Annotated in this window: 15 protein-coding genes and 1 riboswitch; all 15 genes read right to left on the bottom strand. The window is 67.9% G+C overall.

Going from position 1 to position 17,121, the window contains the following annotated elements; translation table 11 throughout:
- Positions 1-336: 336 nt before the first annotated feature.
- A complete protein-coding gene (locus tag G4G93_RS05220; protein WP_165081865.1) occupies positions 337-1,614 on the bottom strand; it encodes an AAA family ATPase in 1,278 nt (425 codons plus the stop codon).
- Between the two features lie 99 nt (positions 1,615-1,713).
- Entirely contained in the window at positions 1,714-2,487 is a 774-nt protein-coding gene (locus G4G93_RS05215) for a hypothetical protein (protein WP_165081863.1), read from the bottom strand.
- A complete protein-coding gene (locus G4G93_RS05210; protein WP_165081861.1) occupies positions 2,484-2,720 on the bottom strand; it encodes a hypothetical protein in 237 nt (78 codons plus the stop codon). The genes G4G93_RS05215 and G4G93_RS05210 overlap by 4 nt, the downstream gene beginning before the upstream one ends.
- A complete protein-coding gene (locus G4G93_RS05205; protein ID WP_165081859.1) occupies positions 2,717-3,016 on the bottom strand; it encodes a hypothetical protein in 300 nt (99 codons plus the stop codon). Before G4G93_RS05205 ends, G4G93_RS05210 begins: the two co-directional genes overlap by 4 nt.
- A 205-nt stretch (positions 3,017-3,221) precedes the next feature.
- A complete protein-coding gene (locus G4G93_RS05200) occupies positions 3,222-3,437 on the bottom strand; it encodes an AlpA family transcriptional regulator (protein WP_165081386.1) in 216 nt (71 codons plus the stop codon).
- 114 nt (positions 3,438-3,551) lie between these two features.
- Positions 3,552-4,433 (bottom strand): hypothetical protein, encoded by an 882-nt coding sequence (locus tag G4G93_RS05195; protein ID WP_165081857.1) that lies wholly within the window; start codon positions 4,431-4,433, stop codon positions 3,552-3,554.
- Positions 4,430-5,662, bottom strand: a complete 1,233-nt coding sequence (locus G4G93_RS05190; RefSeq protein WP_165081855.1) for a site-specific integrase — start codon at positions 5,660-5,662, stop codon at positions 4,430-4,432. The genes G4G93_RS05195 and G4G93_RS05190 overlap by 4 nt, the downstream gene beginning before the upstream one ends.
- A 594-nt stretch (positions 5,663-6,256) precedes the next feature.
- Positions 6,257-6,853: a thiamine phosphate synthase gene (locus tag G4G93_RS05185; protein ID WP_165081853.1), complete on the bottom strand. Its 597-nt coding sequence runs from the start codon at positions 6,851-6,853 to the stop codon at positions 6,257-6,259.
- The gene (locus G4G93_RS05180) at positions 6,850-7,629 is read right to left on the bottom strand and encodes a thiazole synthase (RefSeq protein ID WP_165081851.1); all 780 of its coding nucleotides are present in this window, start codon (positions 7,627-7,629) and stop codon (positions 6,850-6,852) included. The genes G4G93_RS05185 and G4G93_RS05180 overlap by 4 nt, the downstream gene beginning before the upstream one ends.
- Positions 7,630-7,653: 24 nt before the next feature.
- On the bottom strand, positions 7,654-7,866 hold the full coding sequence (gene thiS, locus G4G93_RS05175; RefSeq protein ID WP_165081849.1) for a sulfur carrier protein ThiS: 213 nt from the start codon (positions 7,864-7,866) through the stop codon (positions 7,654-7,656).
- Entirely contained in the window at positions 7,863-9,074 is a 1,212-nt protein-coding gene (gene thiO, locus G4G93_RS05170) for a glycine oxidase ThiO (RefSeq protein WP_395412776.1), read from the bottom strand. Before thiO ends, thiS begins: the two co-directional genes overlap by 4 nt.
- 65 nt (positions 9,075-9,139) lie before the next feature.
- A riboswitch (TPP riboswitch) is annotated at positions 9,140-9,273 on the bottom strand.
- Between the two features lie 41 nt (positions 9,274-9,314).
- Positions 9,315-10,562, bottom strand: coding sequence for an adenylate/guanylate cyclase domain-containing protein (locus G4G93_RS05165; protein WP_165081847.1), 1,248 nt, complete (start codon positions 10,560-10,562; stop codon positions 9,315-9,317).
- 173 nt (positions 10,563-10,735) lie between these two features.
- Positions 10,736-12,733: an RNA polymerase sigma factor RpoD gene (gene rpoD, locus G4G93_RS05160; RefSeq protein WP_165081845.1), complete on the bottom strand. Its 1,998-nt coding sequence runs from the start codon at positions 12,731-12,733 to the stop codon at positions 10,736-10,738.
- Positions 12,734-12,912: 179 nt separating this feature from the next.
- Positions 12,913-14,823 carry a DNA primase gene (dnaG, locus tag G4G93_RS05155; protein ID WP_165081843.1) on the bottom strand — a complete coding sequence of 637 codons (1,911 nt, stop codon included), beginning with the start codon at positions 14,821-14,823 and terminating at the stop codon, positions 12,913-12,915.
- Between the two features lie 96 nt (positions 14,824-14,919).
- Positions 14,920-17,082, bottom strand: a complete 2,163-nt coding sequence (scpA, locus tag G4G93_RS05150; protein ID WP_165081841.1) for a methylmalonyl-CoA mutase — start codon at positions 17,080-17,082, stop codon at positions 14,920-14,922.
- Positions 17,083-17,121 lie beyond the last annotated feature (39 nt).

The raw sequence follows: 17,121 nt of genomic DNA, 5'->3' as shown, positions 1-17,121 counted from the left end.
GTCGCGCTGCCGGATATGAGATTAAACCCGTGCCGCCCTCGAACTCAGCGGCCTTGATTTCAGACCTATCGCCGAAACTCAGCTACTTGGACGGCGCTCCATTTTGCCACTGTGGGCGTATCGCGCCAAGACCAAGCTGTCGATATTCATCCGCACTGCCAAGCGGCGCCGAAGACCGCGCCAATTACCTCTCAGGGCGCCCTCGACGTGCCGGACAAACCGGACAAAGCGGACAAACGTCCCGGATGTCCGAGATGTCCAGAAACCGGACAAACCGGACGGACAGGACACGATCTCTAAGAGAGTGTCCTGTTTGTCCGGTGTCCGTGGGGGCGGTCATTCCTGTCCGTCCGGGACCTGCCAGACGTGGTCCACGCCCCCGATTTCACGGGTAGCGATCAGGCCCCGGTCCATCGCGGCCTTGAGCGCACGAGCGAACCCCTTGCGCTTGGCATCAGCCTGCTTCTCGGCGGTCTCGCCCGACACCGGGTAGGCGCGGCAGAACTCATCCCTCAGGGCGCTGACGCGAGCGGCGAGCACCTTCGGTCCCTCGCTGCCGAACGGCCAAGCATCTTTGCCGTCATCGATCAGCACCGTGCTCAAGGCTGTCCGGAACACGCGCAAGGACTGCGGCCATCGTTCCTTCGCCTTCGTCGGCTGCGGGGCCTGCTCCGCCTGCGTCTGCCACGTGACGATGCACGTCGTTACCGGCTCGTCGTCCTGGTCGACGCCGAGGGTGACGACTTCCAGGTTGTACGGGATCTCATACCCGCTCCGGGCGCCGCGGACTTTGCGCACCGCCATACGGGTATTGCTGATCTCCCCAGCCTCGCTGCGGGTCGCCAGCATCGCGAGCACCACATCGGCTGCTGCCTCCTTTGCCGACGATCCGCGGGTGCCCGTCTCTGACACCTTGCCGAAGTGATCGACACCGAGGACGAACGCGCCGGTTTCCCGGCTTAGCGCCCCCATGGCGTCCATCACCTTCTGCGTCTCGGATGCGCTGTTCTCGTCCTCGAACCCGGCACCGGCAGCCACGGTGTCGATCACCACCAGAACGATGGGCACACCGAACCGGCGGTCCATCTCAGCCGCGGCGGTCTTTGCGGTTGCAATCAGCCGGTCGAGACTGCCGGCCTTGGTAAGCGGCGGGCATTCCTCGATCCACACGAACGGCAGGTTGTCCGGATCGATCGGGGAACCGCCCGCGGCAGCCCGAGCCATCGAAGCGCCCCGCAGCTTGCCCTCAACGACGCCCCGGAGTCGAACCGGGATCTCGAAGGCACCCTCCGGCGCAATGAACAGCACGCCGCCGGTGCGCATCACCTTCCGGCCGGCGAACGGCTCGCCGGTCATCACGGACCCGCTCATATCGAGCACGCCGAAGGTCTTCCCGGCACCCCACTGTCCCGCCACCAGCCCCTTGCCGGTCTCGAACACCAAATGCCGGATCAGCCACGCCCGATCCGCATTCGGATCCGCCTCACCGTGCCAGTGGAGTTCGATTGGCTGTGGCGGCTCGGCCTGACGTGCGCCGCCGTGGCGAGCCTCTCGGCGCTCGCCGAACTGGGCGCGCTCGCGCGGTCCATCGGTCTTGCCGAACGATCGCTCCACCTCGCGCCAGAGCCGCCCCTGGTACTTCTCGGCTATGCCGTCCGGGTGAGCTGCGAGTTTCGTCTCGATCTCGCCGACCGACCAACCGCGGTCTTTCAGCTATCCGACGACGTGGTGGAATTGGTCACTGCGCTCAGTTTCGGGGGCACCGTACCGGATCAGCTCCTCAAGCTCGCGCGGCAGCTCCTCGGATCGCTCGAACCAGTGATCGTAACCGGCGCTGTTCCGCGTCATTTGTTGGCGCCGCTCACGATCGCGCTCCGCTCGCTGCCGCTCCTTCTCGGCCTTCGCGGATGCGTCGAGGCTCGACACCATCTCGTCAATCAGCGTGTCGAGGTCTGCCAGCTCGCCGGATGCTTCTTCGAGCACGTCGCCGGTAACGACGATGAACCGCTTAGCCCGGCGGTACGTCTCAAGCCGGGCTCCATCCGAATTCGGCACTGCCTGGTTGCGGTGCTCGTGCTCTCCGGTCGCGCGGCCGAGGATGCGCAAGCCGCTGCCGCTGACGGTCACCTCGACGTAGCTGCCGGCCCGCTCGATAAGGTCGAGGGCCCAACGGTCGATGCGTCCAGTCTCACTGTCCCTGCAATCGTCCAGATCGAAGGCCGCGATCTCGCTTCCCATCAGGGCGTAGCCGATACCGTCCGCATTGCCCTCGGCTACGACCCGCGCTGCACCAGCGAAATCCCCCCATGTAGCAGGGTTATCACTGGCAGCGCGGCGGTCCGGCGCACCGGCGCGGTAGGGCACCTTTGTCGGCTTGCCCGACTTCGGATCGGGCTCCCATTTCCACACCAGCCACCGGCGCTCAGCCATCATGGGCGCGAGGGCCGCAGGCAGGGAAGGAGCCTCTACTTGGAAAGCCGCAGTCATCGCCGGGCCTCCTGCGTGGCACGAAGCATCCCGAGGATGCCGATGGCTTGGCGCATGGCGGCGACGGCTTGGCGGGTCGCATAGTTGAGCCCGACATCGTCGGTGGCAGCCGCGTAGTCGACCGCCATACCGGTGTAGAAGTTGACCATGCTCAAGCACTCTGCCGCGCTCTCGCGCAGCATCTCGGGGCTGCCGTGGGCGGTGTGATCGGTGTTCCGGAGAGGCGCGTTCATGGCTCGCTCCCCCGGTTCGGCGCGCGCCGGCGGTGCAGCGTCGCGAACGTCGTCAGCACCTTCCGGCGGTCTAGGGAGGCGAGCTGCGCCAGCTGATCGACAGAGCGTCGGAGGGCATCGCCATCGTATTCCGCCTGCTCCAGCGTCGCGGCCAGATCAGCGCCGTGGCTGCCGCAGACAAGATGCACAATCGTTCTCAGACATCTGAGACGGGCGCGGCGCTCGGCCGTGCTCAGTCCGTCGGCCCACGGTCCATATCGATCGGCCGGCCGGAGTGCGGTGGTGGGGGCGCTCATGCGCGCCTCCCGGTCGTGGTGAACGCTAGCTCCGCAGCGACGCGAGCGAGTTCGGGGCTGAAATCGAACCGGCCCAAGATGCGCCGGATCTGGATTTGCGAGGCAATTTGCGCTACTTCGGAGAGGTCAGCCGCTATGCAGACACTTTCCGAGGCCCGCCGGCGTGCCACCGCCGCGCGGGCTTCGACGTTCATAGCCATAAGCGTTACGCGGCCTCCCGCTGCGAGGACTGGCGAAGTTCAAAGCCCTGAAGGTCAGCCAAGCGCCAGTAACGGCGCCCGTTGATCCGGATGGGCGCAGGAAATTGCAGCTTAGGATCTTTTTCCCAGCGCCAAAGCGTCATGTCGCTAATGTTGTACCGCTGCCGCACGTGGAGTGCCGGCAGCAGCTCCCCTGCTTGGCTAGTCTTATCAAGTGGCATCGCGTCGCTCCTCGTTAGGGGACGCTCGCCATCATGATCAGATGTTTGGCTAAGTCATTGAATTTGAATGAAGCGAAATATGAAGCTGACTTTCAATTCGTTTCTCTCCAACAGCTATGACGGCCGCTTGCGCTCTCTTCTGTAGAGCCTCGCCACTCTTAGCGCGCGGTTTTCCAGCGTGCCGGGACCTGCAATTTCAGGACCGATCATAATAGCGGCACGATTAGGTGACGATGCCTGTCCATTTTTCAGCATCTCATCAATCTTTGGGAATAATAATCGATCTTTTCTTTGCAGTCCTGAGTCTTTTCCACGACCAGGCTTCCGGTTGTTTATCGCAGGAAGTGGCGTCTCAATTTTTTTATCTGCTTGTTTTTTCGGATTTGCGCCTGATGGAGAAACAATACACCGCATAGCGTCGGGAACATATATTGCGTACCAGGGCTGTTCGCACATCCACTTGATTGCAGAGAGACGCTTCACTTGGATCTCGACCGGGCTATATTTAGGTCCGAAGTTGATAAATTCATTAAGCCAGCGATTGTGGAATTCTATCCTAGTGTCACTGCATGATATCCAATCGCACTTCGATTTAGCGGCTGATATGAAAGCGCTGCGCAACTTGACGGCGAGGCTTCCGTCACGGAATTCTTTATGAGCAACGCGCCAATCCGCACCGGTTTCCGCCTGCTTGGCAAGATGCAAAGCTAGAAGGTCGATTGTCCGATTGATATCTTCACACTCGTCCTGAAGCCATCCTTGAAAATATTCAGAGCCACTAACATCCGAATAGGCAGCCTCAAATATTTCCGCCTCAGAAACCAACTCAAATGAATAGTCAAAAATCAAGGCTGAGTGATCGTCAAAAGTACTATTCTTAATAATAGTTCTAATTATATCAGCCCTTATATTTGGCTGTTGCCGCGATGCCCATTTCGCGCTCTGGAGCAGCTGTTCCCTAAAAGCTCCGAAGTTCCCAATTGTCAAACCGCTCATTCTGCAAGCCTCGCGATATGCTGCGCCCACATCTCCAGCGCCGCCCGCTTCTCGTCGAGGTAAGCGTAGCGGTTATAAACGGCGGCGACGCCGCTGATCGTCCCAGAGCGGTGGTTCAGCACCGCTTCGATAACATGCGGGGTGACCTTGAGCCGTGCCATGCCCGAGCTGCAGGTGCGGCGCAGATCGTGAAGGCGCCAAGGCGGCATGCTGACGGCCTTTGGGTCCCTCCCCTGCTGGGCGGCCTCCTTGTTGGCGATCGTCAGCATGGCAGAGTCCAGGCGCTTCTTACCGGCGGAGTAGTCCGCCGCCGGCGCGGTACCGCTCCGCGTGAAGACGAAGCCGGCACCCACGATGCGAGGGGCTGCGTCGAGGATCGCGCGAGCCTGCGGCGACAGCGGCACGACGTGCTCAAGGGAATTTTTCGTTCGCACCGCCGGGATGGTCCAGACCAAGCCGTCCAGCTCCGGCCAGACCATCTTGCCGACCTCATCGCGCCGCTGGCCGGTAAGGAGGAGCAGTTGGACCATCGGGCCGAACGGGAAGCCGACCGCCTCCGCTGCCTTCCAGACGAGCCTAACTTCGGCATCGGTCAGCACGCGATCGCGGCTGGTCTCCGCCAAGGGCGGCTTAAGGCCGAGGAACGGTGTGGTTGGGATCATCCCCCGGGCGAGTGCGAAGTTAAACATCGCTCGCGTGGTGGCGAACACGCGGTTGGCGCCGGTGGTCATGCCCTTGTCGGTGAGGCTATCAACCAGCGCGACGACATCTGCTCGGCCAATGTCACCGATCCGGCGCTCACCCCAACATGGCAGCACGTGGTTGGTGATCAGCGCTGCGGCTGTCTCGGCGTAGCCCGGCTTTGCATTCGGCTTTAGATGCCGGTCCACGTAGATCGTCGCGACGTGCGCAACGCGATCCTTCTCGGCGACGCGAGCTGCAGCGGCGGCGGCTTTCTTCTCCACGAATGGATCACGGCCCAGGGCGACCATCTGCAGCGCCTCGCGGGCACGTGCTCGTGCTGCCCCTAGATCGAACAGCGGATAGGCGCCGATGGTGTACTTCCGGGGCTGCCCGTTGATGCGGTAGCGCACCGCCCACGACTTCGCCCCGCTCGGCTGCACGACCAAGTAGAACCCGGGCAGCGTCGCATCCGGAATTTCAAGCCGCCGCTCCGGGTTCGGCTTGTGTCGTTCTACACTTTGCACGGTGAGCACCTTCGCTGTCACGAGATGCGCTCCAGGGGTAACACGGGGGTATGCCAAAACGCCCGTTAAGGCGTGTTTGACAGTGTTACCCTGAGTGGCGCTTCCCGACAAGAAAGCTAAATGCTGCAAGGGGTTTGAGGCCGGGTGATGGGATCCACTGTGAGGCTGTGTTAGCCCCCATCACAGTTCTTAAAATCTTGCGACCTCTGGTCGTGCGGGTTCGAGTCCCGCCGTCCGCACCAATTTTGACCAGACAGAGCGCCTCAGCTTGCTGTGCAGAGTCATTTTTTTCATCTCTGATGTGCAATGCTAGTGGCTGGGCGCTCGTCGAAGGGTTCATCCTCCCCCGGCTGATCTCGCGCGCCGCCATCGGCGCACTCGCCGAGGCGATGCTGCAGGAGGATCCGTCCGGCCGGGCGTTCCGGGAGGAGCGCGCAGTGGGTCCGCATCCGGGCGGTCGAGCAGGGCCGATGGCGGCGGGTGCGGCAGCGGATCAGGGCGAGGGTGCGGGGAGGTGAGGCGCTACGCCCTTTCCCGGACGACTGAAGCGTCAGCGGAAGGAGATCCGGGAAAGGGGTGGGAGGCGAAGCGGTTGTCCGAGATGGAGGAGCAGTGTCAGGCGAGGGCCGGGATCAGCGTCCCGACCTCCGGCGCCCGCATCACCGCCCCCATCACCGCCACGGCGGCGGCGCCAGCCTCGCGGCAGGACGGGGCCGTCGTCGGGTCGATGCCGCCGAGGGCCACGACCGGCAGGCGTGCGGCCGCCTCACGCACAGCATCCACCCCCAAGGCCGGCCCGTAGCCCGGCTTGCTGGCGGTCAGAAAGATCGGGCTGAGGGTCGCGTAATCCGCCCCCGCCTCCCGCGCGGCCCGCACCTCGCCCATGGAATGCGCGGAGACGCCGAGCAGGGCGCCCCGCCCCAGCCGCGCCCGGGCCGGCGCCACGTCCGCCGCCGCGCCGAGCTGGACGCCGGCCGCGCCGACCCGGGCCGCCAGTTCGACGTCGCGGCCGATGGTGAGCGCCCCGCCGACCCGCGCCACCTGCCCGGCCAGGTTCTCGGCCAAGGCCGCGCGCTCCGCCTCCGGCAGGTCGCGGTCGCGCAGCCAGATCCAGCGGGCGCCCGCCGCGAGGCAGGCGGCGACGCGATCGGCCAGGGGCTCCGGGCAGCCGTGCCGGTCGGTGACGATCAGCAGGCGGGCGGGCAGGCTCACGAGCCGACGAGGCCGAGCTGCGGGCTCGACGGCTCGGCCCGGGCGCGGCGCGGGATGCGGCCGGCCAGATGCGCGAGGCGGCCGGCTTCGACGGCGTGGCGCATGGCGCCGGCCATCCGGACCGGGTCGTCGGCCTTGGCGACGGCGGTGTTGAGAAGCACTGCGGCGGCCCCCAGCTCCATCGCGATCACGGCGTCGGAGGCGGTGCCGATGCCGGCGTCCACGATCACCGGGACGGGCGAGCGCCGGCAGATCAGTTCGAGGTTGGCCGGGTTGGCCACCCCCATGCCGGAGCCGATCAACGAACCCATCGGCATCACCGCGGCGGCGCCCAGATCGGCGAGCCGGCTGCACACGACGGGATCGTCGTTGCAGTAGGGCAGCACCGTGAAGCCGGCTTCGACCAGCTGGCGGGTGGCCTCGATCGTCTCGGCGACGTCGGGATAGAGCGTCTCGCGGTCGCCGATTACCTCGACCTTGATCCAGTTGGTGCCCATCGCCTCGCGGGCCAGCTCCGCCGTCATCACGGCGTCGCGGGCGGTCTCGCAGCCGGCGGTGTTGGGCAGGAAGCGGGCGCCCTTCAGCCGCGCCACGGTGTCCGAGCCGTGGCCGTGGAGCGAGATGCGGCGGATCGAGACCGTCACCACCTCGGCGCCGCTCGCCCGCACCGCCTCGCTCATGAGGGCCTGGGTCGGGTAGCCGGCAGTACCGATGAGGAGGCGCGAGGACAGGGTCGTGCCGGCGATGACGAACGGGTCGTCGGGGGTGTCGGTCATGGGATGTCTCCGGATGTCTGGGGCCTAGCCGCCCTGCATGGCGCGCACGATCTCGACGCGGTCGCCCTCGGCGAGCGCCGTGCCCGCCCAGTCGCGCTGGCGCACCACCGCGCCGTTGAGCGCGATGGCGAAGCCCTGTGGCCCCGCCAGGTCGAGGTCGGCGGTCTCGTCGCGCCAGAGGGCGTCGAGGGTGGCGGCCTCGCTGTCGCGGGGCTCGCCGTTGACGAGGAGCTTCATGCGGGTTCTCCGGGGGTGCGGGCGAACCGGGCGAGGCCGAAGGGCGCCGCCACCGGCAGCGTCTCGCCGCGCAGGATCAGGGTGGAGACGGCCTCGGCGGTGACCGGGGCGAGGAGGTAGCCGTTGCGGTGGTGGCCGGCGGCCAGCACGAGGCCGGGAAGGGCCTCGCCGAGGATCGGGGCGTCGTCGTCCGAGGTCGGGCGAAAGCCGCTCCAGACGCCTGAGACCTGCATCTCCTCCACCCCCGGCAGGGCGCGCCGGGCGCCCTCCAGCAGGGCGTAGAGGCCGCCGGCGGTGAGGTGCGGATCGAAGCCGGTCTCCTCGACGGTGGCGCCGACGATCAGCATGCCGTCGCCCTTCGGTGCCATGTGGACCTGCTCGGTCCAGACCACGTGGGAGAGGGAGCCGCTGCGCGGCGTCATCTGCAGGGCCATCGACTGCCCCTTGAGCGGGCGCACCGGGAGCGCGAGATCCGGCACGAGGCTCCCCTCCCCGGCCCAGGCGCCGGAGGCCAGCACCACCGTGCCGGCGCGCAGGGGACCCGACGTGGTCTCGAGGCCGGTGACCCGACCGGCCTCGCGGGTGAGCGCCGTGACGGTGCAGCCCTCGATCAGCCGCCCGCCGGCGGCGCGGAACGCCCCGCGCAGGGCCGCCATCACCCGGGCGGGATCGACCTGATGGTCCTCGGGGCAAAACAGGCCGGCGGTGACGGTAGGGCGCAGGCCCGGCTCGCGGGCGCGCACCGCCGGACCGGACAGCCACTCGGCCCTGAGCCCGTCGCGGCGCTGGAGGTCGTGGCGGAAGCGCAGGCGCTCGACCTCGTCGCGGCCGAGGGCGATGACGAGGGTGCCCTCGCGGCGATAATCGACGGTGAGGCCCGATTCGGCCTCCAGCTCATCGCGGAACGGGTGCCAGAGGCGCTGGCTCTCGAGGCAGAGCGGCGACAGGGCCTCGGCCCCGGGCTCGTGCTCGGCGGCGGCGGCCAGCATGCCGGTGGCGGCGAGGCTGGCACCGTCGCCGGCCCGCCCGCGCTCGATCACCGCGACCGCCAGACCGCCCTTGGCGAGACGCCACGCCACCGACAGCCCGATCAGCCCTGCGCCGATCACCGCCACATCGGCGCGCTCCGGCAGCCTTCCGGACCGGGGATCCCCTGCCTGGAGATCCTCGGCCGGTCCGCCCCGCCGTCCGATCGTCTGCGCGTGCACCCTCGTCTCCACGGTGGCCCGGAGAGAGTGGACTGCGCCCGATTGCCGGATGATGCGCGTTCGGTCCTGACGGACCTGTCCAATCCCTACGCCGGTATGAGCCGGATCAGGTTCGAAGGATTTCCGCGCCGACCGGAGCCATGGGGCTCACGGTCCAGCGGTGTCTCAGCCCCTTGCCGGGGATCTCCCTGGAACGGCCGGAATTTGGCGAGCCGGCCCGCATTCGTCAACCACCCGCGATCACCCGCCCTTGCCGGGGCGATAGATCGCCATCTCCTCGGCGATACCGTCGAGGGGGTGGGTGCCGAGCAGCTCGGGATCGCCCCACAGGTAGTCGACGAAGGGCTTCGACATCAGGAGCGGCTCGGACAGGACCTTGTTGAGCTTGGCCAGGCGACTGGCGAGGTTCACGTCGCGGCCGATCACCGTGAAATCGAGCCGGGCGCCGGAGCCGACATTGCCGTAGGCCGCCTCGCCGTGATGGAGCGCGATGCCGATCTCGATGCGGGTCGGGAAGCGCCCGGCGCGGTTGGCCTCCTCGACGCGGCGGAGCGCGGCCTGGGCGGCGGTGAGCGCGCCTTGCGCCGCGCCGCCGAGATCGTCGCCGCTCTCGCGAAAGATCGCCAGCAGGCCGTCGCCCATGTATTTCAGCACCTCGCCGCCCTCGCTCTCGATCGGCGGGACGAGGCAGTCGAAATAGGTGTTGAGCAATTCCACCGAGGCCTCGGGGGCGAGCGCGTCGGTGAGGTGGGTGTAGCCGCGCATGTCGGCGAACAGGATCGCCGAGCGGATCCGCTCGACCTGGCCGCGGCGGATGAAGCCGGCCAGGATCGCCTGGTGCGGCCCGTCGCCGACATAGACCCGCAGCACGTGGTCGAGCCGTGCGTTGAGGCCGCGCATCTCCATCACCGCCGACAGGGTCGGGATGATGAAGCGGATGATCGCCAGATCGTCGTCGCCGAAGCCGCGCGGATCCCGGGTCGCGAAGGTGACGCCGTTCTTGGTGCCGTTGGTGAAGAACAGCGGCACGGTGATGTAATGGGTGTAGCCGGCCGCCTTCAGCTCCGGGATGATGCTGTAGCGGTCGTCCGGCGTCTCGCGCAGGTCGAGGATCAGCCACTCGCCGGTGGCGTAGACATGGGCGAAGGGGCTGCGGGCGAGCGCCTGCTCGGTCGCCTCGCCATGCGGGAAGAGGCGGAAGCTGACGCCGTCCTCCCGGGTCCAGAACCGGCCGACGCCGGAATAGTCGGAATGCAGCGCGTCGATGGCGGTGGTCGCCCGGTCGACCGGCACGCCGAGGGCGTTCAGCCGCTCGGCCATGCCGGCCAGGAGATCGCCGGATTCCGGCAGCCGCGCGCCCTCGCTGAGCAGCCAGTCGCGGAGCGCCACGCAATCGCGAAACAGGCCGATCGGGATGTCGCTCGCCTCCGACCCGTCCGCCGCGGCCGTGGGCGTCGGAACGGAGGTGGTGCGAGGCTGGTCGGACATGGCTCTGACATGGGCGCTGCCGTGCGGGACGGCAAGGCTTGGCAACGGGGCGGCGGGGCGCGCATCCGGCACTTGACTCGGAGGCGCGCCAGCATGGATCCGGCCGCGTGAGTGTAACGAAGAAGGCCCGGGAAGGGGTACCTCCCGGGCCTTCTGGCTGATCGTCGCAGACCTCAATTGTCGAGGAAGCTCCGCAGCTTCCGTGACCGGCTCGGATGCTTGAGCTTGCGCAGGGCCTTGGCCTCGATCTGGCGGATGCGCTCGCGGGTCACCGAGAATTGCTGCCCGACCTCCTCGAGGGTGTGGTCGGTGTTCATGCCGATGCCGAAGCGCATGCGCAGCACCCGCTCCTCGCGGGGGGTGAGCGAGGCGAGCACCCGGGTGGTGGTCTCGCGCAGGTTCGACTGGATCGCCGCGTCGATCGGCAGGACGACGTTCTTGTCCTCGATGAAGTCGCCGAGGTGGGAATCCTCCTCGTCGCCGATCGGGGTCTCGAGCGAGATCGGCTCCTTGGCGATCTTGAGGACCTTGCGCACCTTCTCCAGCGGCATCGCCAGCTTCTCGGCCAGCTCCTCCGGGGTCGGCTCGCGGCCGATCTCGTGCAGCATCTGGCGCGAGGTGCGGACGATCTTGTTGATCGTCTCGATCATGTGGACCGGGATGCGGATCGTGCGGGCCTGGTCGGCGATCGAGCGGGTGATCGCCTGCCGGATCCACCACGTGGCGTAGGTCGAGAACTTGTAGCCGCGGCGGTACTCGAACTTGTCGACGGCCTTCATCAGGCCAATATTGCCCTCCTGGATCAGGTCCAGGAACTGCAGGCCGCGGTTGGTGTATTTCTTGGCGATCGAGATCACCAGCCGCAGGTTCGCCTCGATCATCTCCTTCTTGGCCTGGCGGGCTTCGCGCTCGCCCTTCTGGACCATGTGGACGATCTTCCGGTATTCCTGGATCTCCAGGCCGGTCTCGGAGGCGAGCGAGATGATCTGCTCGCGCAAAGTCAGGATATTGACCGCGCCGCGCTCGGTGAAGTTCTTCCAGCCCTTGCCGCCGAGCCTGGCCACCCGCTCGACCCAGTGCGGATCGAGCTCGTAGCCCTGGTAGTGGCGCAGGAACTCGTCGCGGGCGACGCCGTGGTTCTCGGCGAGCCGCATCAGGCGGCCCTCGTGCGAGATCAGGCGCTTGTTGATGTCGTAGAGCTGCTCGACCAGCGCCTCGATGCGGTTGGCGTTCAGCGACAGCGACTTCACGTCGGCGACGACGGTGTTCTTCAGCTCGGAATAACGCTGGCCTTGCGACTCCGAGGCCGCCGCGCCCTTGAGCCGGGTCTCGGCCTGCTCGGCCTGGACCTTGCGCAGCTTGCGGTAGTTCTCGGCGATCGCGTCGAAGGTCTCGAGCACGCGCGGCTTCAGCTCGGCTTCCATCGCCGAGAGGGAGACGTTGTTCTCGAGGTCGTCCTCGTCGCCCTCGCCTTCCGGCGGGGTCTCGCCCTCGGCCTCCTCGTCGCCCTCCCCTTCGACCTCGCCCTCGGCGGGGCCGGCGCGGCCGTCGGGGCCGGCATAGGTCGCCTCGAGGTCGATGATGTCGCGCAGGAGCACCCGGCCGTCGACGAGTTCGTCGCGCCAGATGATGATGGCCTGGAAGGTCAGCGGGCTCTCGCACAGGCCGGCGATCATCGCCTCGCGCCCGGCCTCGATGCGCTTCGCGATCGCGATCTCGCCCTCGCGGGAGAGAAGCTCGACCGAGCCCATCTCGCGCAGGTACATCCGAACCGGGTCGTCGGTGCGGTCGGTCGGCTCCTTGGTGGTCTCGGCGCGGAGCGCGACCGGACGGGCGGCGGCGACCTCGGCCACCTCGCCGCCTTCGCTCGCCTCCTCCTCCTCGGCGCCTTCCTGCGGCGCGGCCTCGCCCTGCTGCTCGTCGGCCTCCTCGGCCTCGACCACGTTGACGCCGAGCTCGGACAGCTGGCCCAGCACGTCCTCGATCTGCTCGGAGGTGAACTCCTCCTGCGGCAGCACCTCGTTCAGCTCGTCGTAGGTGACGTAGCCGCGCTTCTTGGCGAGCTTGATCATCCGCTTGACGGAGGCATCCGTCAGGTCGAGGAGCGGGCCGTCGGTCTGCTGCTCGGGGGCCGCCTCGGTCTCGTCTCGTTCCGTTGCCTTCGTCGCCATGCTCAGCCTATGCTTCCCGGTGTCGGCAGTGCCCGGGCGGGGGAGGCTCCCGCCGTGCCGGCACCGTGATGTCTTGTCGGACGGCGCACGAGCCGCCCCAGGATCACGCAGATGTTGCAAGCCATTCGATCGACTTGCCGTTAACTAGTCCGGCGGCAAGCCGCAAGCGGCACGTCGCGTCAGGACGATTCGGTGCCTTCTGACGCGTCCGTCTCACCCTCCGTGGCTGCCACGACCGAGAGTCGGTTGTTCACGTCGCGCAGCCAGGCGAAATTGGCCTCCGTCTCCTCTTCCGCCAGGGCGCGTTCGGCCGCCCGAAGTTCGCTATGTAGCGTTCCGGCCTTCCTGTGCAAGATCACGGCCTGCCGAAGCGCGTCCTCCAGCCGCAGCGGATCGGCGTGCGGATCGAGCATCCAGCGATCGCTGGACACGACCTGGCCGGCGATACGGCCGGCCGCCGCCGCGAGCCCCGCCCGTTCGAGTCGTGCATCGAGGAGCGTCGCGTCGCCCGCTCCGCTCTCGGCGACGAAATCGAGCAGGACCCTCAGCAACGTCCGGGCGTCCGCTCCCTCGAACACCACACCGGCCAGTTCCTCGGCTTCGCGCGCCAGGAGCTCGGGATGGACGAGAAGCGTGGCGACGATCAAGGCCTCGCGCGAGGACGATCCGCCGGAGAACAGCGACGAGCGGGCGAGCAGCGGGCTCGCTCGGGCGGTGAGCCGCGGCGAGACCGGCGCCGGCGGCATCCCGCGCCCGCGGGGCACGAAGGGCGCGCGCTCCCGGTACGGGCGCTCGCCCCCGCCCTGCTGACGGGCGCCGCCATTGGGGCTCAATCCCCGCAGGCGGGCCTCGATGTCGTCGCGGTAATAGCGCTTCAGGGTCTCGTCGCGGATGCCGCCGATGATCTCGCGCAGGCGCTGGGCGAGGCCGGCCCGGCGCTCCGGCGTGTCGATCGGGCTCATCTCGGTCTCGCGCGACCACAGCACGTCGACCAGCGGCCGGGCGCCGTCGAGTACACGGTCGATCGCGCCGGGACCGCCGGTGCGCAGCAGGTCGTCCGGGTCCTGGCCCTCCGGCATCAGGGCGAAGCGCAGCGATTTTCCCGGCTGGAGTGCCGGCAAAGCCACATCGAGCGCGCGGTAGGCGGCGCGGCGGCCGGCACCGTCGCCGTCGAAGCACAGGATCGGCTCGTCGGCCATGCGCCAGAGCAGGCCGAGCTGGTCTTCCGTCAGCGCCGTGCCGAGCGAGGCGACCACCTCCGGGTGGCCGGCGAGCGTCATGGCGATCGCGTCGACGTAGCCCTCGACCGCGATCACCCGGCCGGTGTCGTGGGCGGGCTTTCGCGCGGCGTGGTGATTGTAGAGCATCCGCCCCTTGTGGAAGAGCGGCGTCTCGGAGGAGTTCAGGTATTTCGGCTTGGCGTCCGGGCTCATGCCGCGGCCGCCGAAGGCCACGACCTTCCCGCGCACGTCGCGGATCGGGAAGATCACGCGATCGCGAAAGCGGTCGAACGGGACCTTGATGTCGTCGCCGGTGGTGAGAAGATTCAGTTCCACCATCATCTCGGCCGGCACGTCCCGGGCGGCGAGATGGTCGCGCAGGGCATAGCGCTCCGGCGGGGCGTAGCCGAGGCGGAAGGTGCGGCGGATCTCGCCGTCGAGGCCGCGGCCGGCGAGATAGTCGCGGGCGCGCCCCCCGGCCCGGCCGGCGAGCTGGTCCTCGAAGAACGTGCAGGCCAGCTCCATCACCTCGAGGGCGCCGCGCCGCCGCGTCTCGCTCTCGCGCGAGGCCTCGCTCGGCGCCGGGAGCGCCACGCCGGCCTCGGAGGCCAGGCGCTCGACGGCCTCGGGGAACGAGACGCCTTCCGTCTCCATCACGAACGTGAAGATGTCGCCGTGCTTGCCGGACGAGAAGCAGTGATAGAACTGCTTCTGGTCGTTGACGTAGAACGACGGCGATTTCTCGGTATTGAACGGCGACAGGCCGCGCCATTCCCGCCCCGCCTTCTTGAGGCGCACGCGCCGGCCGACGACCTCGGAGGCCGGCAGCCGGGAGCGGATCTCTTCGAGCAGGTGAGGCGGATAGCGCAAGGGCGGGGTCCGGCTGAGGGACCTGCCTTGTAGCGCGTCTTGGTCAGCGGAGTCCTAACGATGCGGAGCCGATCGCGGCCGGCTCCGCATCTCGTCCTACTCCGCGGCGATCCGCGGCGCGTAGCCCAGCCGCGCGTTCAGCTCGCCGATCAGCTCGGAAGCGGCCTCGGCGATGACGGTGCCGGGCGGGAAGATCGCCGAGGCCCCGGCCTGGCGGAGCGCCGCGAAGTCGCCCGGCGGGATCACGCCGCCGACGACGATCATCACGTCGGGCCGGCCGGCCTCGTCGAGCGCCCGCTTCAGCTCCGGCACGAGCGTCAGGTGGCCGGCGGCGAGCGACGAGACGCCGACGATGTGGACGTCGTTCTCCACCGCCTGGCGTGCCGCCTCCTCGGGAGTGGCGAAGAGCGGCCCGATATCGACGTCGAAGCCGAGATCGGCGAAGGCCGAGGCGATCACCTTCTGGCCGCGGTCGTGCCCGTCCTGGCCCATCTTGGCGACGAGGATGCGGGGGCGCCGCCCATCCGCCTCCTCGAAGGCCTCGACCAGCCCGCGCACCCGCTCGACCGCCGCCGACATGCCGCCCATCTCCCGCTTGTAGACGCCCGAGATCGCCCGGATCTCGGCCCGGTGCCGGCCCCAGGCCTTTTCCAGCGCCTCCGAGATCTCGCCCACCGTGGCCTTGGCCCGCGCCGCCTCGACGGCGAGCGCGAGCAGGTTGCCGCCGCCCTTCGCGGCCTCGGTCAGGGCCGCCAGCCGCGCCTCGACCGCCCGCCCGTCGCGCTCGCCGCGCAGGCGCTTGAGCTTGTCGATCTGGAGCGTGCGGACGTTGCCGTTATCGACCCGCAGGAGATCGATCGCCCGGTCGCCGTCGGGCTTGTAGCGGTTGACGCCGACGATGACCTGCTGGCCGGAATCGATCCGCGCCTGGGTGCGGGCCGCCGCCTCCTCGATGCGCAGCTTCGGGATGCCGGCCTCGATCGCCTTGGCCATGCCGCCGAGCGCCTCGACCTCGCGGATATGGGCCGAGGCCCGGGCGACGAGGTCCTGGGTCAGCCGCTCGACATAGTAGGAGCCGCCCCAGGGATCGATGATCCGGGTGGTGCCGCTTTCCTGCTGCAGGAACAGCTGGGTGTTGCGGGCGATGCGGGCCGAGAAGTCGGTGGGCAGCGCCAGCGCCTCGTCGAGGGCGTTGGTGTGCAGCGACTGGGTGCCGCCCTGCGTCGCCGCCATCGCCTCGACGCAGGTGCGGGTGACGTTGTTGAACACGTCCTGGGCCGTCAGCGACCAGCCCGAGGTCTGCGAATGGGTGCGCAGGGCCAGGGACTTGTCGGATTTCGGGGAGAACTCCTTGACCATGGAGGCCCAGAGCAGGCGCGCCGCCCGCATCTTGGCCACCTCCATGAAGAAGTTCATCCCGATCGCCCAGAAGAACGACAGGCGGGGGGCGAACTTGTCGATGTCGAGCCCGGCCGCCAGGCCAGCGCGGATGTACTCGACACCGTCGGCCAGGGTATAGGCCAGTTCGAGGTCCTGCGTGGCGCCCGCCTCCTGCATGTGGTAGCCGGAGATCGAGATCGAGTTGAACTTCGGCATGTTGGCCGAGGTGTAGGCGAAGATGTCCGAGATGATCCGCATCGACCCGGCCGGCGGGTAGATGTAGGTGTTGCGGACCATGAACTCCTTGAGGATGTCGTTCTGGATCGTGCCGGCGAGCTTTTCCGGCGGGACGCCCTGCTCCTCGGCCGCGACGATGTAGAGGGCGAGAACCGGCAGCACCGCCCCGTTCATCGTCATCGACACGGTCATCTGGTCGAGGGGAATCCCCGAGAACAGCGTCCGCATGTCGTAGATCGAATCGATCGCGACGCCCGCCATGCCGACATCGCCCGAGACCCGCGGGTGGTCGGAATCGTAGCCGCGATGGGTGGCGAGGTCGAAGGCGACCGACAGACCCTTCTGCCCGGCCGCGAGGTTGCGGCGGTAGAACGCGTTCGAATCCTCGGCCGTGGAGAAGCCGGCATATTGCCGGATCGTCCAGGGCTGGCTCGCATACATGGTCGGATAGGGCCCGCGCAGGAACGGCGCGATGCCCGGATAGGATCCGGCGAGGTCGAGCCCGTCCCGGTCCTGCGGGCCGTAAGCCGCCTTCACCGGGATGCCCTCGGGGGTCATCCAGGGCTCGGCGGCCGCGATCGTCGCGGCGGCGGGGTTGGCCGCCGCGTAGGCGATCTCCGAGAAATCCGGGATGCGGGTCATCGGCCTGGGGCTCTCGTTGCTGGCGTTCCTTGACGCCGA

It is taken from the genome of Methylobacterium sp. DB0501 (assembly GCF_011043735.1).
Classification (GTDB): domain Bacteria; phylum Pseudomonadota; class Alphaproteobacteria; order Rhizobiales; family Beijerinckiaceae; genus Methylobacterium; species Methylobacterium alsaeris.
The sequence above is the reverse complement of the archived record's forward strand: the minus strand, read 5'-3'. Positions and strand labels throughout refer to the sequence as shown.